Below are 25,898 nucleotides of genomic sequence, written 5' to 3'. Positions count from 1 at the left end.
GGCGTGCAGTCGCCCGCGCATACCCTCACTGACCTGCCCGCTCCCGAGGTCGAACTCGACTTTCCCCGAGAGTGGTACGAATTCGCCGATCCGGCCAATGCCGACCATATGATCCGCGCCGACCTCACTTGGTTGCTCTCACACTGGACGTGTGTGTTCGGAACACCCGCGTGCCAGGGCATCCTCGACGGCCGCGACGACGACGGTTGCTGCAGTCACGGCGCGTACCTCTCGGATAAGGAGGACCGCAAGCGCCTCGCTCATGGCGTCGCTCAGTTGACCCCGTCCGACTGGCAGTTTTACGAAAAGGGCAGCAGCGCAAACCCGCTCGGCAAACGGGGCTATCTGACCGAAGACGAGTTGGACGACGAGCCTGCACTGAAGACGCGTAAACACAAGGGCGCGTGTATCTTTCTGAACCGTCCGGGTTTCCCCGCTGGCGCGGGCTGCGCCTTGCATTCGATGGCACTGCGCAAGGGTATTGAGCCGCTAACCGTGAAACCCGATGTGTGCTGGCAACTTCCGATGCGTCGCGAACAAGCGTGGATCGAACGTCCGGACGGCACCGAGGTGTTGCAGACGACGATCACCGAATACGATCGGCGCGGCTGGGGTGAGGGTGGCCACGATCTCAAGTGGTACTGCTCGGGGTCACCGGACGCGCACGTCGGGGCGAAGCAGGTGTGGGAGTCCTACGGGCCGGAACTGACCGAACTCCTCGGCGCACCGGCCTACGACGCCTTGGCGCAGGCCTGCCGCCGCCGAAATGGGCTGGGGCTCATCGCGGTTCATCCAGCGACCGCCGCCGCACGCGACCATGCCAGCGTCGACGGCAAATACGAAATCCTTACCGAGGAGAAATAGTGACGTCGACTGGTCCGCTCATCACCGTAGAAACTCGGCCGGTCGACGACGCTGATGCCCGCGGCTGCCTCGCGTCGTATATCGCCGAACTGCGCCAACGCTTTCCGGGCGGATTCGACACGAATGTGTCGCCGACCGATTTCACCGCACCGCACGGCACGCTATTCGTCGCGCATGTCGACGACGTCGCACGTGGCGTCGTCGGAGTGCGTTTTCTCGACGAGACATCGGCCGAAATCAAGCGAATGTGGGTCGACCCGCAGGCGCGCGGCCTGGGACTGGCCCGCCGATTGCTCAGTGCCGCAGAGGATTCCATCGCGGCGTCGGGCCGCACCTCGGTAGTGTTGGATACCCACGCGAGCCTCGTCGAAGCCATCGCACTCTACCGATCCTGCGGCTATCAAGAGACGACGCCGTATAACGACAATCCCTACGCCGAGTTGTGGTTTCACAAGACGTTGTAGGTGTGTCGCCCGCGTGAAACTAGCCCTCCAGCTTGTAACCCAGCCCGCGGACGGTGACGAGATGTTTGGGGTTACCCGGATCGGGTTCGATTTTCGATCGCAGTCGCTTGACGTGGACATCGAGGGTCTTGGTGTCGCCGACATAGTCCGCACCCCACACCCGATCGATCAACTGGCCCCGGGTGAGCACCCGACCAGCATTGCGCATCAAATATTCGAGTAGGTCGAATTCCTTGAGCGGCAACGTGATCGACTGTCCGTGGACCGCGACCGTGTGGCGCTCAACATCCATCCGCACCGGGCCCGCGTCGAGGACACCGATGGTCAGATCGTCGTCGAAACCGGCGTCGGCGCCGCGGCGCAACACCGCGCGGATACGTGCGATTAGCTCGCGAGCCGAATATGGCTTGGTGACGTAGTCGTCGGCGCCGAGTTCGAGTCCGACGACCTTGTCGATCTCGGTATCGCGCGCGGTCACCATGATCACCGGTACGGCCGAGCGCTGACGCAGCGCCTTGCAGACCTCGGTGCCGGACATACCCGGCAGCATCAGATCGAGTAGCACGATGTCGGGATTGACGCGGTCGAAGACAGTCAGCGCTTGCGCGCCGTCGTTGACGATGCTGGCTTCGAAACCCTCCTTACGGAGCAGGAAGGCCAGCGGATCGGCCAATGATTCCTCATCTTCGACGATCAGAACGTGGGTCACCGAGTGAGTTCCTTTGTTTGTACGTGGGTTGCCCCGGACCGACGTTCGACGACGGCCTCCTCATCGGAGAATTCGGGGTCGCCGGCAGGTCCGGCAAGGTCTTGCGGCACCGACAACGTAAACGTCGATCCGGTGCCGGGTTTACTCCACAACGAGATGGTGCCGTCGTGGTTCGCGGCCACATGTTTGACGATGGCCAGGCCGAGTCCGGTGCCGCCGGTGACACGAGAACGCGCCTTGTCGACCCGGAAGAAACGTTCGAAGACTCGCTGCTGGTCGGCCGCAGCGATACCGATGCCGCGGTCGGTGACCGCGATCGCGACCACCGGACGTCCGTCGGCGTTAGTCACTCGACGGCTGACTGACACCGTGGTGTTCTGCGGCGAGTAGGCGACCGCGTTGGCGATCAGGTTATTCAGCGCCGTGAGCAGCAACATCCGGTCGCCGATCACACTGAGCTCCGATGGCGCGTCCACCGACAGGTTGATCCCGACCGCCTCGGCGCTGATCTGCGCGTTGGCGACAGCATCGGAAATGAGGGTGTCGACGTCGACAGATTCGAAGGCCGACGTTTCACCGCCCTGAAGACGTGACAACGCGATGAGTTCAGTGACCATATTGCCCAGGCGGGTCGCTTCGGCACCTACCCGTCGGCCGAAATGGGTGACCGTCTCGGGGTCGTCGGCCGACTCGAGCAACGCCTCGGTCAATAGGCCGATCGCGCCGACCGGCGTCTTGAGTTCATGCGACACATTGGCGACGAAATCGCGTCGGGTCGCCTCGACTCGCAGATTCTCCGAGTCGTCCGAGCCGTAGACCACCGCATAACGCTCTTTGTTCTGTTCGACGAGCCGGACCAGGCAACGCACTGCTTCCACCGGGCGGCCCGGTGCCCGGCCGGTAGCCACGAATCCGCCGCTGAGCAGCGGTGGTGTGAACTCGAATCGAGCCTCGTCGCCAGAGTGCACCACATTCTCGGCATACTCCCAGACGGCATCGGCAAGTAAATGGTCGGTCACCAGGCCAAGGTCGACCGCGCGATCGTTATGCAACACGACATCGCGGTACTCGTCTACCACGGCGACCGCCGTCTCCGACTCCGCGACGATGAGATTGAGCATCGCGGCGCGGGTCATCCGGCCATCGGCAGTCTCGGTGATGATCGCATCCGACGGCGGGCACACAGGCTGCGCTGGAGCAGGAACCGGCGCGGGAGCGGACGGGGCTTCACCGACGGGCTCAATCGAATCGTCGCGCGAGCGGCCGAATACCAACCACCCGATGAGCACACCAAACAACAAAGCCGGTGCGATCGCCGCAATTACCCAAGCAACGGTCACAAAATCAGCTTACGACGTGTTGAACGCCAGATCGCACCGGTGCGACGTTGTTCGGTGACTGTTCACGAACTGTTCGACCATATTCGACGTCGGGCGAATGAAATCCTGGTAGCCATTTGACCAGGTCGAGGAAGGAAAAGCGGCTATTGCGGAACTGGGACGGCAAGGTCGGCGTACTCGGGATGACGCTTGATGAAACTGCGGACGTAGGTGCAGACCGGGACGATTCGCTTACCCGACGCGCGCACATCGTCGAGGACGAATTTCACGAGTTGCCCGGCAATGCCCTGGCCCGCATAACGTTCGGGCACGACGGTATGCGTCAGGACGATCTGCTCCACCTCGGCGACGTAGTCGACATAGCCGACTCGTTCGCCCGGCAGGCCGTCGTCATCGAGAAGATAGGCCTCATATCGCTCTTGACCTGGTGAATGTTTGACGTGCAAAGTCCCGATCTCTGCCATGCATTCCAGAGTAGCGCGCGTCACACCGAGGCTGCCACGTCAATGGAGTAAGACCAATCAACGATACGCCACCCACCAGATCAGCGGACGGCGTCAGAGCCTACTTTCCGCCCTGCGCCGCGACGGCCGCGGCACCGGCAGCCGCGGCTTCGGGATCGAGATAAGTACCGCCGGGATTCAGCGGATTCAGGTTCTCATCGAGGTCGTAGCGAAGCGGATTGCCGGTGGGAATATTCAACTCGGCGATGTCCGCGTCAGAAATACCGTCGAGATATTTCACCAGTGCCCGCAGTGAATTGCCATGGGCGGCAACGAGTACGGTCTTGCCCGCGCGTAGATCGGCGGCGATCTCGGCTTCGAAATACGGGATCAGCCGGGTCACGACGTCGAGGAGGCATTCGGTCAGCGGCACCTCTGGCAGATCGACGTAGCGCGGATCGTCGGTCTGGCTGTATTGATCGGCCGGATCGATCGCGGGCGGCGGAGTGTCGTAACTGCGGCGCCACAGCATGAACTGTTCGTCGCCGTATTTTTGCTTGGTCTCTGCCTTGTTGAGGCCCTGCAAAGCGCCGTAGTGGCGCTCGTTGAGCCGCCAATCGCGGACGACCGGGATCCAATGCCGATCGGCGGCGTCGAGCGCGATCTGAGCGGTCGAGATGGCGCGACGCAGCAACGATGTATACAGAACGTCGGGCAGCAGATCGTGCTCGACCAGCAACTCGCCGGCACGCACCGCTTCGGCCTTGCCCTTCTCGGTCAGCGCGACGTCAACCCAGCCGGTGAATTGATTCGACGCGTTCCATTCGCTTTCGCCGTGCCGCATGAGGATCAAGGTGCCGTTGCTCATGGCCAGTAGTTTCTCACAAATCCATTTGTTTGCCGCGCCCACTGCCTGTCGACGACGCCAGCGCCCAGATCGTCAGGTAGGCCAACCCGAAGAAACATGCCACCGCCACCGCGACGCCGGTCGACTGTACGTGCGTAAACGGTGATCTCACCCAGTCCATCGTCTGTGCGACAACCGAATTCGGCCGGGTGACCAGATCCCACGAATTCCAACGCTGAAACCGGCCAATCACCACACCGACCGCGCAGAGCGCAACCGAAGCCGCGACGATCCCCCAGCCCGCGATCGGCCCGAATTCCCGCTGCGCGCGCCGGTGTACCAACAGCATCGACACGACACCGAGGATGATTCCGGTCCACGCGGCGAATCCGTACTGCAGCACATGGCGCCACAGGTCATACCCCTCACGCAGATGGACGAGGTCGGTGACCAGGTAGGGCGAGTTGGGCAGGAATGCCAGCCACCCCAATCCCAACGGGACCAGCCAGCCACGAGAACGTACCGTCGCGAAGCCGACCGCGAACACCATCGGTATCCAGGCGAGGAAGAGATTCCAGATCAAGAATCGACTCGGGTAGTACAGCGGCGTCGCGGGGTCGGTGATGCCCAGGACGACGGTCAGGGCTGTGGTCGCCAACAGCGACAATCCGAGAACCGCTCGGTGAATGGTCACCCGGCCCAGTGTGCCCGACGGTGGCTGATCGGCTGCGGGAAATGTCCCGAGGCCGGAGCAGATGGCATATAGACATCTCCTCCGGCCTCGGGACATATTTCAGCGGCGTAAGTCTTTGCGCAAGATCTTTCCCGACGCCGACTTGGGAATCGCGTCGATGAATTCGACGATCCGAACCTTCTTATGCGGTGCGACCTGTGATGCCACGAAGTCGATGACCTCGTCCGCGGTCAGCTCAACTCCGGACTGTGCCACGACGAACGCCTTCGGCACCTCTTCGCCTGCCTCGTCATTGGCACCGATCACGGCAGCATCGGCGACCTTCGGGTTGGTTAGCAACAGCGCTTCCAGCTCGGCCGGCGGCACCTGGTACCCCTTGTACTTGATCAGCTCTTTGAGCCGATCGACGATGTAGACGCAACCGGTCGAGTCGACCTGCGCGAGGTCGCCGGTATGCAGATATCCGTCGGCGTCGATCGTGTCCGTGGTCGCCTGCTCGTTGCCCAGGTAGCCGAGCATTACATTGGGACCCTTTACCCACAATTCCCCCGGCTCCGACAATCCGTCGGTCGGCAGTGCCAGATCCTCGCCGGTCGCCGGATCGACGACCTTGTTCTCAGTATTCGGAATCGCCCAGCCGGTCGACGACAGCGGCGGCTCCGGCAATCCGAGCACGGACATGTCATGTGGGATGAGATGACTGACCGGCGACAGTTCGCTCATGCCGTATCCCTGCAACATGTGCAGGTCCAGGCGTTTGGCGACCGCCTTGCCCAACTCGTCGTCGAGGGGTGCCGCACCGGACATCATCACCTTGAGCGACGACAGGTCGTAATTGTCGATGATGGGGTGTTTGGCGAGTGCCACCGCGACCGGAGGTGCGATATAGGCGCTGGTTACCTTGAAATTTTGGATGTTCTCCAGGAATTCGACCAGATCGAACCGCGGCATGATGACCAGGCTCGCCCGCGCCCGCAACGCCGCGTTGAGCAGCACGGTCATGCCGTAGATATGGAAGAACGGCAGCACCGCGATAATGACGTCGTCGGGTTTCATGCCTTGCAGTTCGCGAATCTGCGCGACATTCGCCACCAGATTCGTATGACTGAGCATCACACCCTTGGGATTGCCGGTGGTACCCGAGCTGTACGGCAATGCCGCGATATGCGTCGCCGGGTCGAAACTCACTTGCGGCGCAGGATGATTGGGGCCCAGTAGGTCAATCGCGTTGGGGTGTCCCGACGCCGCGAGTCCTTCACCGTCCAGCACAATCAGGTTCTCGTCGGCGATGCCCACATCTTTGGCCGCCTCGGCGGCCTGCGCGTACATCGGCGTAATCGTCACCAGTGCAACGGCTTTGGAGTCGCGCAGCTGCTTGGCAATTTCCTTGGCGGTGAACAGGGCGTTTATCGTGGTCGCCGAAGCACCGGCCCGCAGGATGCCGTGGAACACGGTTGCGAACGCCGGGATGTTGGGCGACAGCAGACCGACGACGTCGCCGATGCCAATCCCCTTGGCCGCCAACGCTCCGGCGGCGGCATTGATCTGTCCGATCAACTGGCGATAGGTCGTCTGACCGCCCTCCCCGGCCTTCGGGTCGATCAGCGCGACCCGATCGAGGTCGTCGTCGGCGATATTCCCGAATAGAAAGTCGTAGACGCTGACGTTGGGAATCTCGACGTCGGGATAGGGACTGCGAAAACTCATGACACCTCCGGTTTGGCCCAAATGTGGCCCGGTCACTTCGGGCGCAGGAGAAATCGTACCAACACCCGTTGGGAGAGTCAGGTCACGAGGATCGGTACATTTCCGGCACCGGCTCACCCTCGGCGGGCATTGTCTCTTTGTCGATCAGATGCTCGAACGCCATCAGGTTGTGCAACGGCTCACCGCGGGAGGATCGCCACGCCCACTCGCGTCGGATCGACGTATGAAAACCCAACTCCAACAACGGATTGAAGTCACCGTCGGCCGCCTCGAGTACCTGTCCGAGCACCCGGTCGATCTCATCGGCGGTCAACGCGTCCTCGGAGATCTGTCCAACCAGATAGACGTCGCCGACGTTGTCGATCGTGTAGGCCACTCCGTACAGCCGCCGATTTCGCTTAAGCAAATAGCGGAACACGCCCTCGAAATTCTCGTCGGCGTGCCTACAGACAAACGCCTCGACTCGCACGCCATGCACGCCCGCGGTCAGCAGCACGGTGGTCTTAAGCTTTCGTTCGCCAGGCAATTCGAGCACCACGTGATCGGCTTTCCCGGCACCCGATCCTTTACGCGCGTAGTCGATGCCTCGGTCATCGAGGATCGCCACGAGAGTTTCGATAGTCGACGTCATAAAAGTTGTCTCCCAATCAAATTCGCAGGTGATGTCACACGCCGGTACGCGTGAGCCGACGTCGTAACCAACGCCGGTGGCTACGCTCTATCCCGTGGGCGGCGGCAAAACTACTCATCGCCCGGGCGTAACTGTCCAGCAGTTGATCCGCGGTGTGGTCCCACGAGAACTGTTGCGCGTGTTTGTGTGCCGCACTGCCCATCGCCGCCCGCTCGGCGGGCTGGTCGAGCAACTTCTCCAGCGCGTTCGTCCAATCTCCGATCGCGTGCCCGGCGACCAGCACGCCGGTGCGACCGTTATCGACCGCAACTCCAAGCCCACCGACGTCAGCGGCGATTACCGGAATCCCGCAGGCCTGAGCCTCGATCGCCACCAGGCCAAAACTTTCCGAATAACTGGGCACCGCAACGACATCCGAGGCCCGGTAGACCGTCGTCAGCGACGACGGTGGCTGCGGCGGCAGGAAGGTCACGGCGTCGGAGATTCCGAGTCGGTCGGCGAGATCGATCAGCGCGGTCGGCTTCTCCAGCCCGCTACCCGACGGTCCGCCGACTACGAGTACCCGCAATTTGGGCCGTTCGCCGCGGTCGGCGGCCGCGATAATCGGCGCGGCGGCCGACAGCAGGACATCGGGCGCCTTGAGCGGTTGAATACGGCCGACGAAGGTAACAACCGTCTCGTCGATGGCAATACCCAGCGCAGCCCGCGCGGCATCGCGCGAACCCGGCGAATAGCAGTCCAGATCCGCCCCGGGGGTGACGACGTCGATTCGCGAGGGGTCCGCGTGGTACAGCGAAACTAGTTGCGACGCTTCTGTTTCCGTGTTGGCCACCAACCGATCAGCTTCGTCGATGACCTGCTGCTCGCCGATCACCCGGAGCATCGGTTCGGCGGTATCCCCCTCGGCGAGCGCCGCATTCTTCACCGCGGCCAAGGTGTGGGCGGTGTGGACCAACGGCACGCCCCAGCGATCGCGCACCAGCCAGCCAACCTGTCCGGATAGCCAATAGTGCGAATGCACGAGGTCGTAGTAGCCGGGACGCTGGGTGGCCTCGGCGCGTTGCACTCCCGCGGCGAAGGCGCACAACTGAGCGGGCAGGTCTCGTTTGTCGAGCCCCTCATACGGCCCCGCCGCGATATTTCGCACCATCACGCCGGGCCGCGGATACTCGATCGGCGGCTGTGCCGACGACGTCGCGCGAGTGAAGATCTCGACGTCGATGCCACGCTTGGCCAGGCGCTGCGCTGTTTGCGCGACATATACGTTCAGTCCCCCCGCATCACCGGTACCCGGTTGCGCGAGCGGCGAGGTGTGCACCGAGATCAGTGCGACGCGACGCGGCTTGGCGGGTAGGGACATGAGTCCAGACTAGCCACGCTCCCCGCGCGTCGATCATGGCGTCGATCGAAGCCTTGACACTTTCCCCAATATGTCTCACTATCCATACATGACATCGCATCTGTCGCATGACGCCGCCTATACTTTGCGTTCCGCCCAGACCTGGCGCGATCCATACCCGATGTACGCGAGTCTGCGGGAATTCGATCCGATTCATCACGCACCTAGAACCGACGACGACGACGACTTCTGGGTGCTCACTCGACACTCGGATGTCCTCTGCGCCGCCGACGACACCGCGACCTTCTCGTCCGCGCAGGGGCTGACCGTGGTGCGCGGCGAGATCGAGGCGATCGGCATGGCCGACAACCCGCCGATGGTGATGCTCGATCCGCCCAAGCACACGCAATTCCGCAAACTAGTCGCTCGTGGATTCACCCCGCGACAGGTCGGTGAAATCGAACCCAAGGTGCGCGAGTTCGTTGTGGCACGCCTGTCCACCCTGGACGCCGACGGTCCAGCCGACATCGTCGGAGATCTCTTCAAACCATTGCCGTCGATGGTCGTCGCACACTATCTTGGTGTGCCAGAAGAAGATTGGGGACGTTTCGACGATTGGACCCAGTCGATCGTCGGCGCGACGTCGGGAACCGGCGGGCTCGCCGAGGCGATCAGCACCGCCGGTGAAGCGACGATGGAACTGCTCGCCTATTTCACCGAACTAGTCGCCTTCCGCAAAGTTCACCCCGGTGAAGACACTGTGTCCCAGCTCGTCTCCGCAGGACTGGCCGACGATCCGGCCGATCCCTCCGGCATGCTATCGATCCTGGCGTTCACCTTCACCATGGTCGCCGGCGGCAACGACACGACGACGGGCATGCTTGGCGGCAGCGTCGACCTATTACATCGCTATCCCGATCAGCGCCGACTACTGCTGGATGATCCCGAACTCCTCGGTGGTGCGATCGACGAACTCCTCCGACTGACGTCGCCGGTCCAGGGGCTGGCCCGCACCACAACCCGCGACGTCATCTATCCAGACACTCCGAATGGCCCGGCGACCATCCCGGCCGACAGCAAGGTGCTGCTCTGCTACGGTTCGGCGAACCGAGATCCACACTGGTTCGGCGCCGACGCCGAACACCTCGATATCACCCGACGCCCCCGAAACATCATGACTTTCAGCCACGGAAACCACCACTGCCTGGGCGCGGCAGCCGCTCGAATGCAGGCACGCGTCGCGTTGACCGAGGTGCTGGGACGCTATCGGGATTTCGCCGTCGACTCCGACGCCATCGAATGGGCGTCGGGCAATTACGTCCGACGCCCGCTGTACGTGCCGTTCTACCCCAACGGAAACCGATGACGGCCACATCGTCGGACCGTCCCGGCGATTGGCTTGCGGGCGAGCGAGCCGAACTCGCCGCCGGTCGCATCCTCGACGTCGCCGAGGAACTTTTCATCGCCGATGGAGTCAACGCCGTGACCATGCGGCAGGTTGCGGAGGCGGTCGGTTGCTCGCGGGCGACGCTCTATCGCTATTTCCCAAGCCGGGAAGTATTGCAGCTCGCCTATATCGATCGCGCAGCTCAGCAGGTGGTGCGCCACGTCTCGGACGCGGTCGGCGAGACAGTCGGCGAGGAGCGAACACTTCGCGCGATCACCGCCGCGCTGGCCGGAGTGCGCGCGAATCCCGCTCTGCTCGCCTGGTTCACGCCCGATGCCGCAGGTACTTCAACCGACCTCGCGCTGATTTCCCCTGCGGTCGAGAAAGTCGTCGCCGATTTCCTCGGCGCACCATCGAACACGCCAGTAACGCATCTGCGCGCCCAGTGGCTGGTCCGGGTGATCGTGTCGCTGCTTACCAGCCCGGGCGAATCTCTTTTCGTCGAAGAAGAACTGCTGCGTACCTTCGTATTGCCCGTGTTGTAACCGCTCAATTTTCGCACTGTGTCGAACTCATCTACACTTGTCGGTAACGATTTTCATTTGCGACAACGATGGAGACACACTGTGCGACGCACCCTGGTGGCGATCACCGCGATCCTGGCCTCGGCGACCCTTACCCTGACCGCATGCGGCGGGGACTCGACGTCGACGAACGGCGAACCGACCATCGTGACCTCGACCGATGTGTGGGGCTCGGTGGCCTCCGCCGTCGCGGGTGACCATGCGCAGGTGACCACCCTGTTCAACACACCGGGTGCCGATCCGCATGAATTCGAACCCTCGCCGAGCGATACCGCCAAGGTCGCCGACGCTCGCATCGTCCTCATCAATGGCGGGCATTACGACCAGTACCTGGAATCGGCCCCCAAAGCCGACGACGCCACCGTGATCAACGCCTTCGACCAGCTGCCCGAGTCGGTGCGCTCGGCGAAGGAGGGCGAGGTCAACGAACACGTCTTCTACAACCTCGTCGTCGTACACACCGTCGCGGACAAACTCGCCGAGGCGCTCGCAGCGAAGGACGAGAAGAATGCTGCGGCCTACCGCGCGAACGCCCAGAAGTTCGGCACGGCGATCGACGGACTCATCGCGAAACTCGACGCGATCAAGAAGAACCACAACGGAACAAAGGTGGCCCAGACCGAACCCCTGGCAACCTACCTACTCGCCGACGCCGGGCTCATCGATGCCGCACCAACCGGATTCACCGCAGCCGTCGAAGAGGGCCAGTCACCGTCGGCAGCCGATCGCGCGAAATTCGAGGACCTGCTGACCGGCCACGAGGTGCACGCGTTGCTGTACAACACCCAAGCGGTGGATTCGGTGACCGAAGCGGTCCTCGCCATCGCGCAGAAGACTAGTGTTCCAGTCGTGAAACTCACCGAGACCCTGCCCGACGGCATCACCGACTATGTGGCCTGGCAAACCGCGCAGATCGACGCCATCGCCAAAGCGGTCGGGGCGTGAGCACAGCTACACCTGCGGTTCGAATCCGTAACGGCCACTTGGCCTTTGGGCCCCGAACATTGTGGCGAGACCTAGCTCTGGATATCGCGCCAGGTGAATTCATCGCTGTTCTCGGGCCAAATGGCTCGGGTAAGACGTCGTTCCTGCGGACGTTGCTCGGCCAACTCCCGTTGACGGCCGGCGACCTCGACGTCGCCGATCCGGTCGGCTATATCCCGCAGCAGCACGCCGACGATTCCGATCCGATGGCCATCCGTGGCCGGGACCTGGTGGGTTTCGGCGTCGACGGCGGCACATGGGGTATCGGCTGGCGAGGACGGGCCCGGCGTCGAAAACTAGTCGACGTCGCGCTGGCCGAGGTCGGCGCAAGCCATTTCGCCGACGCACCACTCGGGCTCCTGTCCGGCGGCGAACAACAACGCCTGCGGGTAGCGCAGGCACTGACTCGCGATCCGGCGTTGCTGCTATGCGACGAGCCACTGTCGAGTTTGGATCCGGCCAACCAGCAATTGGTGGTCGAGTTGATCGATGCGCGCCGACGCACGGCTGATACCGCAGTGGTTTTCGTAACGCATGAGATCAATCCGATCCTGCCGTATGTCGATCGGGTGTTATATCTCGTCGGCGGTGTGGCCGGCGACGGCGGCGAATCGTCGGGTAGGTTCATGGTCGGTCCGCCGGACGAGGTGATGACCAGCCAGACATTGTCGGCGCTCTATGGTCGCGACATCGAGGTGGTTCGGGTGAAGGATCGGCTGCTGGTGATCGGCGGCGAGGATTCGCATCATTGCGATGATCTGAGCGGCGAGCCACTAACCGGACACAATCAAGCCACGCTTCTGCGCGCCGCGCATCGGACCGGGCAACGATGACACTGGCGGCCGCTCAGATAAGCCAATTCGGCAATCTGGAGCAGACACTTGATCTGCTCTCCCGCGATTTCGTGCAACAGGCCCTGCTGGCCATCGCGCTTCTCGGATTGCTCGGCGGCATCCTCGGCCCGATCATCGTCGCGCGGCAGATGTCCTTCGCGGTACACGGCGTGAGTGAACTTTCGATCACCGGCGCCGCCGCCGCGCTATTCATCGGAGTGAGCGTTAACGTCGGCGGCGTCGTCGGCGCGGTCATCGCGGCCGCAGTCTTCGGCTTCCTGGGAAACCGTGCGCGCGAACGAGATTCGGTCATCGGCGTGGTGATGGCTTTCGGCCTCGGCCTGGCGGTGCTGTTCATGACGCTGTACGGGCGAACCGGCACCGGCTTCGCGTTACTTGCCGGACAGGTGGTGAGCGTCGGGACCGCCGGGCTGACCGCCATTTCGATCACCACCGTCATCGTGCTGATCGGTATGGCAATCATTTACCGCCCCTTGCTGTTCGCCAGCTCCGATCCGCGCGTCGCGCAGGCGGCGGGGGTGCCGATGCAGGCGTTGTCGATAATCTTCGCGGTATTGATGGGCCTGGCCTGTGCACAGGGTGTGCAGATCATCGGCGCTCTGCTGGTGATGTCGCTGATGATCACGCCGGGCGCGGCCGCGGCCCGCTTGAGCTCCAACCCCGCTGTGGTTATAGGACTTTCGATCGTTTTCGCGGAAGTAGCGGCGGTGGGTGGCCTGGTCCTCTCGCTGGCGCCCGGCCTGCCGGTGTCGGTGTTCGTGACCACGATCTCGTTCGTGATCTACCTGATCTGCCGCTTCGCGGGCCCGCGGATCATCGCCTCGCGCAGCGGAGACCGAACGCCACGTGAGCTGAAACCTGCGGTGTGAGGGTCGGCGAGGGAACATCTCCCTCGCCACGCCCCACCGCGCAGCCTCCAGCCCGGCTCAAACCTGCAACCTGAGCCCGCCCGAGGGAACATCTCCCTCGCCACGCCCGATGGCGCAGCCTCCAGCCGAGCCCAGCCTCCGCTACGGCCACTTCGACGGCGGCTCGGCGGCCAGATATGACAGCACCAACGGATTGAAAACTTCCGGCGCCTCGATGGGCATGATGTGCGTCCCCGGCAACACCGCCAACCGACCGTTCGGCAACGCGTTCACGACGTCGATCGTGTGTTGCAACTGCACGACGTCGTTGTCGGCCTGCACCACCAGCGTCGGATGCTGAACTCGCGCGATCTGATCGAGTGCCAAATCCGGCTCGACGCTGATCAGTGTCATCGTCTTGGCGAGGATCGTGTCGAAGTGTTCGGGGCCATCGGGCGACGCCGTGTCGTAATAGGTTCGCAGCATCGCGATTGTCTCCGGGTCACGGGCGCGCACCGACTCGAACCAGGTATCCGCCATCGCCCCCGACCGGCTGAAATACTGCCCGACGAGAACTATCCGATGCACCAGATCGGGCCTGGTCATTGCGACCAACAGCCCGACCACGGCACCGTCGCTCCAGCCGACGATATGCGTTGGCTGGTCGAGTACCGCTTCGAGATAGTCGATGGTCTCGGCGGCCATGTCGAGGTAGCTGAACGGCTCGACATGGTCTGGGCTGTGCCCGTGGCCGCTGCGTTCGGGGGCGAGCACACGTAGTCCGGCCGCGCCGAAATCGGCGAATTGCGCTCCCCACGTTGCCGCGGACGCAAAGGCACCGTGCAGCAATATCACCGGATGCCCGGCGGGATCGCCACCCTCGAAATGCCAAATTCGGCGCGGACCGAGTGTCAGGTAAGTACCGCCATCGACGGTATCGTCAGGGTTCGCGTTCATACTGTTGTTCAGTCTGGCAAAAGTTGGCGGGTTTGAGGGGAACGATTGCGAATCGAAAGAACAACATCTCGTGCAGTGGCCGCGTTCGTGGCGTTACCTGCCGCAGTCGCGATGTTGACCGCGTGCGGGTCGGCAGACCCGATGCCGGTGTCAACGCCGACGTCGACCATGACGCCAACCGTCAGTAGTTCCGAACCACTCGAATCGACGCCAACCGTCCCGGTCTACCCGCCGCCGTTCATCGACCATGTGCGGTGGACGACGACTGATGTCGGCGCGAGTCTGCAGGTCTATCCAACGCCGTCGGGCCGCCGGACCAGCGCCGATACGGCGATGGCGGCGGCCTGGCGCGAGGTTGTCGCCGACGAACCATCGGCGAATACCGCGTCGATGAAGGCTCAATTCGACTGTCACTGGACCTTTGCCCGACTTGTCGATCCGGATAAGACCAGCTGGAATCTGGAACCGTCGAGGCCGGTGGTCACCGACGACGAGATGGTCTCGGCGCGTTGCAATCCGGGCGGGGCCGAGGAGGGCCCCGCCAGCTAGGTCAAACTAGCCGACCAGTTGGTGGACCTTCTGCCAAGTCTCCCGGCGAGCCGACTGTGGATTGCTCTCGACGCGAGGCGGTACGTCGAGGATCATGACGCTGCGGGTGGCTTCGTCATATGCCGGCCACTGCTTCTCCGGTGTCCCGGTCCGCGCGAATACCGACCAGTGGCGCTGCACCTGTCGGGTGATCCGTGCGGTCCTGCGCCACTCGCCCAGGGCGAGGCCGGCTCCCAGTGCCATCCGGTACGCCCCGAACACCGCGAAGAGTTCGGTCGCGTGGGTCGCGCCGAATCCCGTCCAGCGCAGCACTTTCGGGTTGAAGTCATAGCGATAGACGAAAGTCGGCGCATGCCGCATATGACCTTCGACGAATGGCATCATCGGGCCCCAGAAGACAGCATCGCCGGCCAGGCGGATATTCGCGCGGGGGTGACCGTCGTTGTAGACAGCCGAAAGCGCGGCGCGGTGCGCCGGATCTTGCACGCCGATCAGTGCCTGCTCGCCCTCGGGCAGGATATTCCATAATTTGGTGAAGAGGTTGCCCTCGTCCTTATTGCTGCCGATGATGAGCGGCACTCGGTGGGTCTCGCCGGCCAGCGCGGCCTGCACTGGACGTTTGGGTAGATATTCGCCATCTACGACCGGTCCGAACGGGATGGTCGCCCGCGCGCCCGCGCGCACCGCGAACCGAGTCAGCCGCTCGGTGGCCTCGTGAATCTCCCGTGCCGATGCCTGTGCGAGCAACTTCTGCGCATGCTCCGGGCTGATCGGCTCTTCGGTGCGCTCCATCGTTCGTGACTTACGCTGCGGGTCCTGCAGCAGACGCAGGAATTCGTCGGCGAAGACATCTGCTTCGTCTTGATCCATCACCAGATCCAGCGCGGGACTCTCGCTGATCACCTTGGCGAACAGCCCTTCCGCGGCGGGGGTGGCCATCAGCGCGGTCACCGCCGAGCCACCCGCACTTTCACCGAAGATCGTGACATTGGCCGGATCTCCGCCGAAGGCGGCGATGTTATCGCGCACCCACTCCAGTGCCGCGACCTGATCACGCAGACCGTTGTTGTTGGAGAAGGTCTTCTCCGGCGTGGAATAGGCGCTGAAGTCGAGATATCCGAAAGCACCGAACCGGTATTGCACGGTGACTACGATGACGTCGCCGTCGCGGGCCAACAGTGCGCCGTCGTATAACGGCGTCGCGGTGGTGCCCAGGATATAGGCGCCACCGTGGATGAAGACCATTACCGGCCGCGGCCCAGCCGATGTGCGTTGCGGGGCAAAGATATTGAGGGTCAGACAATCCTCGCCCATCGGCCAGAATTTGCCGGGTGCCACGGCGGTGACCTCTTTACGCTGAATCTCAGCCTTGCCGTACTCGTCCGCGTTACGGACGCCCGGCCACTTGGGCGCCGGCTCAGGCGCGGCGAAACGTCGTCCGGCGACCGGCGGTGCCGCGAACGGAATGCCTTTCCAGCTGGTGGTACCGGCACGGGTGCGTCTGCCCCGGACGCCGGCGACGACACCCTGCGTGGTGACGACATTTACATCGTTGACTGTCATGGTTACCAACATAACTCACGACTGGGCCACACAACTACGATGACCAGCATGGCTGTCATCGACCTCAATGCTGACCTTGGCGAGGAGATCGGCGACGACGACGCCATGCTCACCCTCGTGACCAGCGCGAATATCGCGTGCGGCTTTCACGCCGGAAATCCGGCGACACTGGCGGCGACTTGTCGCTCGGCGGCCACCGGTGGCATCCGGATCGGTGCGCAAGTCTCCTACCCGGACCGTTCGGGTTTCGGACGCCGCTTCATCGACGTCGCTCACGACGACCTCGTCGCCGACGTCGTCTATCAGATCGGCGCGTTGACCGCGCTCGCATATCGAGCCGGTTCGACAGTCAGCTATGTGAAACCACACGGCGCGCTGTACAACACCGTCGTCCACCACGAACATCAGTCGGCGGCGGTCGTCGAGGCGGTACGCAGTGTCGATGTGGGACTGGCCGTAATGGGTCTACCGGGTTCACGACTTCTGCGTGACGCGCGTGCCGCCGGTCTGCCGACCATCACCGAGGCCTTCGCCGATCGCGGCTATCGTCCCGACGGCACACTGGTGCCGCGCGGCGAACCCGGCGCATTGATCACCGACAGCGCCGACGTCGCACGACGAGTGGTGCGAATGGTGACGTCGGGAACGGTGACCGCGGTCGACGGCACTGACATTTCAGTTGCGGCACAGTCCATTTGCCTGCACGGTGATACACCGGGCGCGGTCCACCACGCGCAAGCGGTCCGCCTGGCATTGACCGACGCCGGGGTCACCATCGCACCGGTCGGATAACTAGGCCCGACGTTGCCGCGCGAATTCCGCCAGTACTACACCCGCGGCAACCGAAGCGTTCAGACTCTCGACGTCGCCTGCCATCGGGATCGACAGAACCGAGTCGCAGGTCTCGCGCACCAGCCGCGACAGGCCCTTACCTTCGGAGCCGACGACTACAACAGTGCCGCCGGAACCGTCATACTCGTCGAGTGTGACATCGCCGCCAGCGTCGAGGCCGACAATCTGCGTACCGTTCGCCGCCCAATCCTTCAGTGTGCGAGTCAGATTCGGCGCCTGAGCCACCGGCAACCGTGCGGCCGCACCGGCACTGGTCCGCCAGGCCACCGCGGTGACACTGGCGCTGCGACGTTGCGGAATCAACACACCGTGTCCGCCGAACGCCGCGACCGAGCGGATCACCGCGCCGAGGTTGCGCGGGTCGGTGATGTTATCGAGCGCGACGAGCAATGGCGGTTCACCACTGGCGACCGCATCACGCATCACGTCCTCGGGGTGCGCGTACTGGTACGGCGGTATCTGTAGTGCGATCCCTTGGTGCATTCCATTGGTCGACTGCCGGTCCAACTCGGCCTTGGACACTTCGAGGATCGAGATGCCGCGATCGCCGGCCATCTTGACTGCCTCGGTCACCCGCTCGTCGGGTTCGACGGTGGTCACCAAATACAGTGCTGTCGCAGGCACTTTCGCGCGCAGGCATTCGACAACAGGGTTGCGCCCGAGTACATACTCGAATGCGTCGTCGTCTTTGCGGTACCGTGGCGCAGCTCGCCCGGTCGCCGACTTCGCGGCGGCCTTCGCCTTCTTATGTGCTGGATGGTACGAGCGGTCGACGGCTTTCGGCGTCGCGCCACGTGCCTCGAGGCCGCGTCGGCGCTGGCCGCCAGAACCGGCGACCTGCCCCTTCTTGGTCCCCGACTTGCGGATCGCACCCTTACGTCGGGAATTTCCGGCCATCATGGCCTCCTTTGAGAGTTATTGGCCTTTGAGCGTCCACTGGGCGCCGTCCGGGGTATCGGTAACCTCAACACCTGCCTGCGCCAACCGATCTCGCACGGCATCGGCTGTCGGCCAGTCTTTTTCGGCCCGGGCGCGGGTACGACGCTCGAGTTCGGCGCGAACCAACACGTCGAGCGCCCCGGTCGCGGCCTCGTCCTGACCGGCGTCGGCCGCCCAGTGCGGATCGAGTGGATCGACACCGAGGATACCCATCATCGCCCGCACCGCGGACGCGTCGGTCGCCGCAGCGCTCGCATCGCCGGATTCCAGCGCCGAATTACCATGTCGCACAACGTTATGGATCACCGCGAGCGCGGCGGGCACCCCGAGGTCATCGTCGAGGGCGGCCGCGAATTCGGCCGTAACCTCGCCTACTTCGACGTCACCGGCCCGCGAATTCACCCGCTGCACAAAGGATTCCACCCGACGAAAGCCCGCGGCGGCCTCATGTAGCGCGGCCTCGGAATACTCCAGCATCGACCGGTAGTGTGCACTACCGAGGTAATACCGCAGCTCAACCGGGCGTACTCGCTTGAGCATTTCCGGTATCGCCACCACATTGCCAAGTGACTTGCTCATCTTCTCGCCACTCATGGTGACCCAGCCGTTGTGCAGCCAGTACCTGGCGAACGGATCGCCCGCGCCGTGGCTCTGCGCTATTTCATTCTCGTGATGCGGAAAGACCAGATCCATTCCGCCGCAATGAATATCGAACTCGGGGCCCAGTAGACCGGTCGCCATCGCCGAGCATTCCAGATGCCAGCCGGGGCGCCCGTCACCCCACGGTGTCGGCCACGACGGCTCACCAGGTTTCGCGGCCTTCCACAGCGTGAAGTCGCGCGGATCGCGTTTGCCCGTGCCGGCACTCTCACCCTGATGGACGTCGTCGAGTTTATGTCCGGACAACTCACCGTATGACGGCAGGCTACGCACGTCGAAGTACACATTGCCGTCAGCGGCGTACGCGTGGCCTCGTTCGATGAGCCGTTCCATATAGGTGACCATCTGCGTGATGAAGCCGGTCGCTCGCGGTTCGGCTGACGGCGGTAATACGCCGAGAGCGTCGTAGGCCGCGTTGAACGCGCGCTCGTGCGTCGCGGCCCATTCCCACCACGGTCGGCCCGCGTCGGCAGCTTTGCGTAGGATCTTGTCGTCGATGTCGGTCACATTACGCACGAACAACACATCGTCGCCGTGGTACGTGAGCCAGCGCCGCAACACGTCGAAAGCGATGCCGCTGCGTACGTGGCCGATATGCGGGATGCCCTGAACCGTTGCGCCACATAGATACACCGAAACTCGTCCGGGGTGCAGCGGAGTGAAGTCGCGCACCTCTCGGGCTGCGGTGTCATACAGTGCAAGGGTCACGACGTGCCATCTTACCTGGTGAGCTATGCCATTCCGGCGACCGGTCGGTTTGTGCGCGGTCGCCGGGCGGGAGCCTACTGATCGACGACGAGCGCGGTCGCCACCGCGGCGATCCCCTCGCCGCGACCGGTCATCCCCAGACCGTCGGTAGTCGTCGCCGATACCGACACCGGGGCACCGAGCGCTTCGCTGAGCACTCGTTGGGCCTCGTCGCGACGTGGACCGATCTTGGGCCGGTTACCGATGATTTGAACCGCTCCGTTTGCGATTCGCAGGCCCTGCCCGGCGACCAGTTCGGCCACATGCGCCAGCATCGCGGAGCCTGACACCCCGGCCCATTCGGGCCGTCCGGTACCAAAGACCGCCCCGACGTCGCCGAGACCAGCTGCCGACAGCACCGCGTCGCACAGCGCGTGCGCGCCAACGTCGCCATCGGAATGACCGGCGCAACCGTCGTCGTCGGGGAATAGGAGTCCGACCATCCAGCACTCGGTACCCGCCTCGATGGGATGTGCGTCGGTCCCGATGCCGACCCTCATGGCAATTCCTCCGGTCCGGATTCGGCGACGACGCCACGCGCTATCCGCAGATCCCACGGCGTGGTGATTTTGAATGCGAGAGCATCGCCCTCGACGACATGCACCGGGATGCCACAGCGTTCGGCCAGGCCGGCGTCGTCGGTAGCGAGTTCGGTCGGGTCCGCGTAGGCGCGTGTCAACGCATCGACGCTGAATCCCTGGGGTGTCTGAATGGCCCGCAACATCTCGCGATCAATAGTGCCGCGCACGCTGACCCGCTCACCCTCGACCACAACCTCTTTGAGTGTGTCGACTACTGGGATGCCGGGAACCACTGCGCGATGACCGCTGGTCACCGCATCGATGACGCGATTGAATACCGCGGTCGGCGTCAGCGGACGGGCGGCGTCGTGTACCAGAATTACTTCGGTTTCCGGTGCGGCGGCCATGATGTGCTCGATACCGGCACGGACCGAATCGCTTCGCTGTGCGCCGCCGGCGGTCACCTGGACGCGCGGTCTGCCGAACATCACGTCCATCCGCGCGCGGACAACGAGGCGACCGGGGACGACTACGACGATCAGATTCGCCGCGGGCAGTCTTGCGATCCGCGAGACAGCATGCTGCAAAATGGTGCGATCGTCGAGTTCGACGAATGCCTTCGGCACCGACTCGCCGAGCCGCTCGCCTGAGCCCGCGGCCACGACGATGACAGCGGTCGGTGCCGAACGTTGCACACCGGGTAAATAGTGAACGGTCACGCGGCGTGGCCCCCCGGCCGAATTATCCGGCGGCCGATCAGGATGCCGCCGCGAGCACCTCGTCGAGAATGATGGCGGCCTTCTCGTCGTCGGTGTTCTGTGCGAGCGACAATTCGTCAACCAGTACGCGTCGCGCGTGAGTCAGCATGCGCTTCTCACCTGCGGACAGACCGCGATCCTGGTCACGACGCCAGAGGTCGCGAACGATCTCGGCGACCTTGATGATGTCGCCCGACATCAGCTTCTCCTGGTTTGCCTTGAAACGGCGCGCCCAGTTGGTCGGCTCTTCGGTGTGTGGAGCCCGCAAGACCTCGAAGACCTCACCGAGCCCCTCTGCACCGACAACGTCGCGAACGCCGACGTATTCCAGCTTCGACGAGGGGATCTGAACGGTCATATCGCCGTCTTGAACCTTGAGGACAAGGTATTCGACTGCTTCACCTTTAATGGTCCGAGTGACAATGTCCTCGACCCGAGCAGCACCGTGATGTGGATAGACAACGGTGTCGCCAACTTTGAAATTCAATGTTCCGTGCCCCTTTCGAGTACAACCAGTCTAACACGGGCGCCTGACGCACTCTGAACAACGGTGCAGGTCAAGGCACTGAGGAGGCCACTAACCCCTGGCCAGGGGTCTGCTACGCCCAGTAGTAGCGTGTGGTCCAGGCCACCGAGGCGCCCACGGGCCGCCGTCAGCGTGAGTGCATTCTTCGCACCCGGGCAGACAGGGGCGGGAACCGCCCACTACGCTGCGTAGTGCAGGTTGTCACTAGGACTTTTTTCGCACACTGGGAGGAACGGTGTCCGTGCATACTCTCTCCAAACGCCGACTCACGTCGGCGTTCGCTATCGCGGCGGTCGGCGTCGGAGTTGTGCTCAGCAGCACCGCGTGTAGCGCCGGGCAGGTCTCTCAGAGCGCAAACCAGGCGGCGGCTATCAACGGCGCGTCGGTGAACTTCGGCCAACTCGCCCTGCGCGATGTACAGATTCTGTACCCGGCCAGCAAGTCCGACGAGGTATTCGGCAATGGCGGCCCCTTCAAGATCGCGTTCGTCATCAGCAATAACAGCCCTGATCACTACTTCCGCCTCGACCGGATCACCGCTCCAAAGGGAACGGTTGAAATCGAGAACTCCGTTGGCGATCGGATCATCGGACCCGGTGGTTCCATTCGCGCCGGTTCGCCGGTCGGCCTGCTGACCGCCGAAGCGGACAAACAGACGCGTCTGGTCGTTACTCTGCGCGATGCGGGCAAGACCGTCGCCGCCGGACTCACCACCAAACTCCGCTTCACGTTCTCGACCGCATCGGTGATCGACAAAGACAGCTTCACCACCGTCGAAGGCGACGTCGTAGCCGACACTCCGGTTGATGTCGGCACCTACGCCACCCGCGTGGATCAGCCGCGCCAGGCCGAGGAGCCCGAGGAAGGGCACCACTAGCGACCACTCGACGCCATAGACGCCCCATCGACAATGACTGTCGGTGGGGCGTTTTACGCTGTGGGGCATGGCCAAACCCCGCTCGACGTTCCGCTGCACCGCGTGCGGTCACCAAATTCCGAAATGGGTTGGCCGCTGCCCGGAATGCGGCGAATGGGGCACCGTCGACGAGGTGACGATGCTCGCGGCGTCCTCGGCCAAGGGGCGTTCAACCGGTGTGGTCGCGCCGGCGAGCCCGGCCAAACGACTCACCGACATCGACCCGCAAACTTCGGCCGCCTTCCCAACCGGCATCGGCGAACTCGATCGCGTGTTGGGCCGCGGGGTGGTACCCGGCTCGGTGATTCTGCTCGCCGGCGAGCCCGGCGTCGGCAAATCGACACTGCTCCTCGAGGCGGTCAAACAGTGGGCACGCCAAGGCAAGACGGCGCTGTATGTGACCGGTGAGGAGTCCGCCGGTCAGGTCCGACTGCGTGCCGAACGAACCGACGCCGTCCACGAAAATGTCTATCTCGCAGCAGAATCCGATTTGTCCACGGTGCTCGGTCACGTCGTCGAAGTGTCGCCGACGCTGCTCATCGTCGACTCGGTGCAAACGATGGTGGCCGCCGACGTCGACGGGGTCACCGGCGGTGTCACCCAGATTCGAGCGGTCACCACCGCGTTGGTGTCGTTGGCCAAGAACAACGGCATCGCGGTGATCCTCGTCGGCCATGTCACCAAGGACGGCAACGTCGCCGGGCCGCGTTCGCTTGAGCATCTGGTCGACGTGGTGCTGTCCTTCGAGGGCGACAAACATTCCAGCCTGCGGATGGTGCGCGGTATCAAGAATCGCTTCGGCGCCGCCGACGAAGTCGGTTGTTTCGAACAGCGCGACGACGGCATCCACGAGGTACCCGATCCATCCGGAATCTTCGTGCAGCACCGCGATGAATCAGCCGAGGGGTCGGCCACGCTGGTCCACATGGATGGCAAACGCGCACTGGTCGGCGAAGTCCAGGCGTTGGTCAACAAGAGCGAGATGAACAACCCCCGCCGCGCGGTATCCGGACTCGATTCAGCAAGGGTCGCAATGGTTCTCGCGGTCATCCAGGGACGGATGAACTTCACCGAACTGGGCAAATGCGAGGTCTACACTTCGACCGTCGGCGGTATGCGAGTAACCGAACCGGCAGCCGACCTGTCCATCGCACTGGCGGTCATGTCCGACTTCAGCAAACGAATGATCAAGCCGCACACCGTGATCATCGGCGAGCTCGGACTGGCAGCGGAAATCCGGCGCGTTTCCGGCGTCGGAAAACGACTTTCCGAAGCCAAGCGACTGGGTTTTCGGCACGCGATCATCCCCGCCGGAACTCCCGATGAGGAAGTGCCCAAAGGGATTTCGATCCGCCGGGTAAGCCATCTCGCCGACGCCACCGAGGCCGCGCTTGGCAGCGCGAACCGGCGTGAGAAGCGCAAGCCGGCCATCGACGATATCGGCGAAGCGCCGTTCTAGACGGTTACTCCGGCCCGCCCACAGTCGGCGCGATTTTCGAATAATGCTCTGCCACTTGAGAGTTGGCCACAAACTTGCCGTAGTGCGCGGCCCCATTGACCTGGATGAACAGTGCGCGGCCAGTCGCGACTATCGGCGATTCTGAGTTGACCTCCGGATCCTGAAGGTACGCAACAACTTCGGTATAGATCTTGCGACGCTCCTTCGCCAGAATCCGGCCGACGAAGTACAGCGTCGACCCCAGCGGGATCGGCGCGGAGAAATCGATCTCCAGGTGCGCGGTAACCGCGCCCGGACCGATCAGCAGCGGCAAATGGCCCATCACCTCGTCGAATGCCGCCGAAAGCACCCCACCGTGAATGGTCCCCGGACCACCCTCCATCCGCCGCTGCACGTCCATCTTCGCGCGCACGGTGAAACCCTGCGCCGCGTACACCTTGATACGCAATCCCTCGATCGCGTCATCGCCGCAACCGTGGCACATGCTGTGGTGAAGGTCGATCAGTTCGCCTGGGCGGCGCGCCTTCGGGTGGCGGGTCAGCACTTCTGAATCCTCGGGTACTACAAATGCACTACTCACGCCCAGATACCCTATCTGCATGCCTGACGTCGTGAAATCCGGTCTCAATCTGGAGAAGACCATGTCCGATCTGACTCGGGAGACCCTGGCACGTGTCGCACCGGGCAGCGGCCTACGCGATGGACTGGAACGAATCCTCCGCGGCGGCACCGGCGCCCTGATCGTCCTCGGCCACAATTCCGACGTCGAAAAGATCTGCGACGGCGGATTCCATCTCGACGTCGAGTTCGCCCCGACCCGACTACGTGAGCTATGCAAGATGGACGGTGCGGTCGTGCTGTCCACCGACGGCAAGCGCATTGTGCGAGCCAATGTCCAGCTTGTCCCAGATCCGTCGATCCCCACCGAAGAGTCCGGCACACGGCATCGGGCGGCGGAGCGAACCGCAATCCAGACCGGCTTCCCGGTGATCTCGGTGAGCGCGTCAATGTCGATCGTCAGCGCCTACGTCGACGGCATTCGCCGCGTTGTCGAATCCCCCGACCCCATCCTCTCCCGCGCCAACGTCGCGCTGGCCACCCTGGAGCGCTACAAGACGCGCCTGGATGAAGTGAACGCGCAACTCTCCCGCGCGGAGATCGAGGACTACGTGCTGCTGCGCGATGCGATGAGTGCGGCGCAGCGGATGGAGATGGTCCGGCGAGTTTCAGTGGAGATTGAGGAGTATGTCCTCGAATTGGGGGTCAATGGTCGGCAGGTGAGCCTGCAACTGGAAGAGCTCATCAGCGATAACGACACCATGCGCGAACTCCTTGTGCGCGACTATTATTCGACGCCGGAGCCCGCGAGCACCGAGGAAGTGCGCGTCGCACTCGAAGCACTCGAGGAGCTCTCCGACGCCGATCTCCTCGACCTGACGTTGGTCGCCGGGGCGTTCGGCTACCCGACAACCGTTGAAGCGCAGGATAATTCGATGAGCCCCCGCGGCTATCGGCTCCTTGCGCGCATTTCCCGACTGCAATTCGCACATATCGATCGGTTGGTGCGGCACTTCACCACCCTGCAGGCGCTATTGGCAAGCAGCGCAGCAGATTTGCAGGCCGTGGAGGGTATCGGCAGCATCTGGGCCCGACACATCCGCGAAGGGCTGTCGAGACTTGCTGAGACAAGTATCGAGCGGTACTAGCCCCGGTAGTCCGTTCAGTCCATTTTTCCGAATTCGCCGATTCCTCCGAC

At 63.3% G+C, this 25,898-nt stretch carries 28 protein-coding genes; 12 read left to right on the top strand and 16 right to left on the bottom strand.

The features are described 5' to 3' along the window. Positions 1-3: 3 nt before the first annotated feature. Together AAFP29_RS03110 and AAFP29_RS03105 are read left to right on the top strand one after the other, a co-directional pair. Entirely contained in the window at positions 4-864 is an 861-nt protein-coding gene (locus AAFP29_RS03110; protein ID WP_419215841.1) for a hypothetical protein, read from the top strand. Further along, a complete protein-coding gene (locus AAFP29_RS03105) occupies positions 864-1,328 on the top strand; it encodes a GNAT family N-acetyltransferase (RefSeq protein WP_419215840.1) in 465 nt (154 codons plus the stop codon). The genes AAFP29_RS03110 and AAFP29_RS03105 overlap by 1 nt, the downstream gene beginning before the upstream one ends. 19 nt (positions 1,329-1,347) lie before the next feature. On the opposite strand, the gene AAFP29_RS03100 is transcribed toward AAFP29_RS03105, so the two are convergent. The 8 genes from AAFP29_RS03100 to mshA all read right to left on the bottom strand — a co-directional run bounded on the left by AAFP29_RS03100 (position 1,348) and on the right by mshA (position 9,059). Continuing rightward, positions 1,348-2,037 (bottom strand): winged helix-turn-helix domain-containing protein, encoded by a 690-nt coding sequence (locus tag AAFP29_RS03100; protein ID WP_419215839.1) that lies wholly within the window; start codon positions 2,035-2,037, stop codon positions 1,348-1,350. Further along, complete coding sequence (locus AAFP29_RS03095) at positions 2,034-3,377, bottom strand: sensor histidine kinase (protein WP_419215838.1); 1,344 nt, start codon at positions 3,375-3,377, stop codon at positions 2,034-2,036. Before AAFP29_RS03095 ends, AAFP29_RS03100 begins: the two co-directional genes overlap by 4 nt. Positions 3,378-3,520: 143 nt before the next feature. Further along, a complete protein-coding gene (locus AAFP29_RS03090; RefSeq protein WP_419215837.1) occupies positions 3,521-3,841 on the bottom strand; it encodes a GNAT family N-acetyltransferase in 321 nt (106 codons plus the stop codon). Between the two features lie 100 nt (positions 3,842-3,941). Next, complete coding sequence (locus tag AAFP29_RS03085) at positions 3,942-4,688, bottom strand: phosphoglyceromutase (protein WP_419215836.1); 747 nt, start codon at positions 4,686-4,688, stop codon at positions 3,942-3,944. A 13-nt stretch (positions 4,689-4,701) separates the two neighbouring features. After that, positions 4,702-5,361: a DUF1361 domain-containing protein gene (locus AAFP29_RS03080; protein ID WP_419215835.1), complete on the bottom strand. Its 660-nt coding sequence runs from the start codon at positions 5,359-5,361 to the stop codon at positions 4,702-4,704. A gap of 99 nt (positions 5,362-5,460) precedes the next feature. Continuing rightward, positions 5,461-7,068 carry an AMP-binding protein gene (locus AAFP29_RS03075; RefSeq protein ID WP_419215834.1) on the bottom strand — a complete coding sequence of 536 codons (1,608 nt, stop codon included), beginning with the start codon at positions 7,066-7,068 and terminating at the stop codon, positions 5,461-5,463. Positions 7,069-7,150: 82 nt separating this feature from the next. Beyond that, positions 7,151-7,699 (bottom strand): YbjN domain-containing protein, encoded by a 549-nt coding sequence (locus tag AAFP29_RS03070; protein ID WP_419215833.1) that lies wholly within the window; start codon positions 7,697-7,699, stop codon positions 7,151-7,153. Between the two features lie 34 nt (positions 7,700-7,733). After that, a complete protein-coding gene (gene mshA / locus AAFP29_RS03065) occupies positions 7,734-9,059 on the bottom strand; it encodes a D-inositol-3-phosphate glycosyltransferase (RefSeq protein WP_419215832.1) in 1,326 nt (441 codons plus the stop codon). An 88-nt stretch (positions 9,060-9,147) separates the two neighbouring features. Between mshA and AAFP29_RS03060 the strand changes: the two genes are divergently transcribed. From AAFP29_RS03060 to AAFP29_RS03040, 5 genes are all read left to right on the top strand, one after another. Continuing rightward, the gene (locus AAFP29_RS03060) at positions 9,148-10,404 is read left to right on the top strand and encodes a cytochrome P450 (protein WP_419215831.1); all 1,257 of its coding nucleotides are present in this window, start codon (positions 9,148-9,150) and stop codon (positions 10,402-10,404) included. Continuing rightward, positions 10,401-10,970, top strand: coding sequence for a TetR/AcrR family transcriptional regulator (locus tag AAFP29_RS03055; protein WP_419215830.1), 570 nt, complete (start codon positions 10,401-10,403; stop codon positions 10,968-10,970). Before AAFP29_RS03060 ends, AAFP29_RS03055 begins: the two co-directional genes overlap by 4 nt. 81 nt (positions 10,971-11,051) lie before the next feature. Further along, positions 11,052-11,954 (top strand): metal ABC transporter solute-binding protein, Zn/Mn family, encoded by a 903-nt coding sequence (locus AAFP29_RS03050; protein WP_419215829.1) that lies wholly within the window; start codon positions 11,052-11,054, stop codon positions 11,952-11,954. After that, on the top strand, positions 11,951-12,826 hold the full coding sequence (locus tag AAFP29_RS03045; protein ID WP_419215828.1) for a metal ABC transporter ATP-binding protein: 876 nt from the start codon (positions 11,951-11,953) through the stop codon (positions 12,824-12,826). Before AAFP29_RS03050 ends, AAFP29_RS03045 begins: the two co-directional genes overlap by 4 nt. Continuing rightward, the gene (locus tag AAFP29_RS03040; protein ID WP_419215827.1) at positions 12,823-13,716 is read left to right on the top strand and encodes a metal ABC transporter permease; all 894 of its coding nucleotides are present in this window, start codon (positions 12,823-12,825) and stop codon (positions 13,714-13,716) included. The genes AAFP29_RS03045 and AAFP29_RS03040 overlap by 4 nt, the downstream gene beginning before the upstream one ends. A gap of 141 nt (positions 13,717-13,857) precedes the next feature. On the opposite strand, the gene AAFP29_RS03035 is transcribed toward AAFP29_RS03040, so the two are convergent. After that, positions 13,858-14,652 carry an alpha/beta fold hydrolase gene (locus tag AAFP29_RS03035; RefSeq protein WP_419215826.1) on the bottom strand — a complete coding sequence of 265 codons (795 nt, stop codon included), beginning with the start codon at positions 14,650-14,652 and terminating at the stop codon, positions 13,858-13,860. 75 nt (positions 14,653-14,727) lie between these two features. Here AAFP29_RS03035 and AAFP29_RS03030 point away from each other — a divergent pair, with 75 nt between their 5' ends. After that, entirely contained in the window at positions 14,728-15,201 is a 474-nt protein-coding gene (locus AAFP29_RS03030; RefSeq protein WP_419215825.1) for a DUF2599 domain-containing protein, read from the top strand. 6 nt (positions 15,202-15,207) lie between these two features. On the opposite strand, the gene AAFP29_RS03025 is transcribed toward AAFP29_RS03030, so the two are convergent. Further along, positions 15,208-16,764: a carboxylesterase/lipase family protein gene (locus AAFP29_RS03025; protein ID WP_419215824.1), complete on the bottom strand. Its 1,557-nt coding sequence runs from the start codon at positions 16,762-16,764 to the stop codon at positions 15,208-15,210. Positions 16,765-16,812: 48 nt separating this feature from the next. Between AAFP29_RS03025 and AAFP29_RS03020 the strand changes: the two genes are divergently transcribed. Beyond that, entirely contained in the window at positions 16,813-17,556 is a 744-nt protein-coding gene (locus AAFP29_RS03020; RefSeq protein ID WP_419215823.1) for a LamB/YcsF family protein, read from the top strand. Here AAFP29_RS03020 and rlmB read toward each other — a convergent pair whose 3' ends face one another. The 5 genes from rlmB to AAFP29_RS02995 all read right to left on the bottom strand — a co-directional run bounded on the left by rlmB (position 17,557) and on the right by AAFP29_RS02995 (position 21,728). Beyond that, positions 17,557-18,513 carry a 23S rRNA (guanosine(2251)-2'-O)-methyltransferase RlmB gene (gene rlmB / locus AAFP29_RS03015; RefSeq protein ID WP_419215822.1) on the bottom strand — a complete coding sequence of 319 codons (957 nt, stop codon included), beginning with the start codon at positions 18,511-18,513 and terminating at the stop codon, positions 17,557-17,559. Between the two features lie 18 nt (positions 18,514-18,531). Then, positions 18,532-19,923: a cysteine--tRNA ligase gene (gene cysS, locus AAFP29_RS03010; RefSeq protein WP_419215821.1), complete on the bottom strand. Its 1,392-nt coding sequence runs from the start codon at positions 19,921-19,923 to the stop codon at positions 18,532-18,534. 74 nt (positions 19,924-19,997) lie between these two features. Continuing rightward, a complete protein-coding gene (gene ispF, locus AAFP29_RS03005) occupies positions 19,998-20,462 on the bottom strand; it encodes a 2-C-methyl-D-erythritol 2,4-cyclodiphosphate synthase (protein WP_419215820.1) in 465 nt (154 codons plus the stop codon). After that, on the bottom strand, positions 20,459-21,202 hold the full coding sequence (gene ispD, locus AAFP29_RS03000; protein ID WP_419215819.1) for a 2-C-methyl-D-erythritol 4-phosphate cytidylyltransferase: 744 nt from the start codon (positions 21,200-21,202) through the stop codon (positions 20,459-20,461). Before ispD ends, ispF begins: the two co-directional genes overlap by 4 nt. Before the next feature lie 37 nt (positions 21,203-21,239). Beyond that, positions 21,240-21,728, bottom strand: coding sequence for a CarD family transcriptional regulator (locus AAFP29_RS02995; RefSeq protein ID WP_419215818.1), 489 nt, complete (start codon positions 21,726-21,728; stop codon positions 21,240-21,242). 274 nt (positions 21,729-22,002) lie between these two features. On the opposite strand from AAFP29_RS02995, the gene AAFP29_RS02990 reads away from it, so the two are divergent. Continuing rightward, positions 22,003-22,644 carry a hypothetical protein gene (locus AAFP29_RS02990; protein WP_419215817.1) on the top strand — a complete coding sequence of 214 codons (642 nt, stop codon included), beginning with the start codon at positions 22,003-22,005 and terminating at the stop codon, positions 22,642-22,644. 67 nt (positions 22,645-22,711) lie between these two features. Continuing rightward, positions 22,712-24,142 carry a DNA repair protein RadA gene (gene radA / locus AAFP29_RS02985; protein ID WP_419215816.1) on the top strand — a complete coding sequence of 477 codons (1,431 nt, stop codon included), beginning with the start codon at positions 22,712-22,714 and terminating at the stop codon, positions 24,140-24,142. 4 nt (positions 24,143-24,146) lie between these two features. On the opposite strand, the gene AAFP29_RS02980 is transcribed toward radA, so the two are convergent. Beyond that, on the bottom strand, positions 24,147-24,743 hold the full coding sequence (locus AAFP29_RS02980; protein ID WP_419215815.1) for a PaaI family thioesterase: 597 nt from the start codon (positions 24,741-24,743) through the stop codon (positions 24,147-24,149). Here AAFP29_RS02980 and disA point away from each other — a divergent pair. Then, positions 24,742-25,848, top strand: coding sequence for a DNA integrity scanning diadenylate cyclase DisA (disA, locus tag AAFP29_RS02975; RefSeq protein WP_419215814.1), 1,107 nt, complete (start codon positions 24,742-24,744; stop codon positions 25,846-25,848). The genes AAFP29_RS02980 and disA overlap by 2 nt on opposite strands. The last annotated feature ends 50 nt before the right edge of the window (positions 25,849-25,898 follow it).

Source organism: Gordonia sp. CPCC 205333 (assembly GCF_048537885.1).
Taxonomy (GTDB): domain Bacteria; phylum Actinomycetota; class Actinomycetes; order Mycobacteriales; family Mycobacteriaceae; genus Gordonia.
This window is presented reverse-complemented; position numbering and strand designations above follow the sequence as displayed.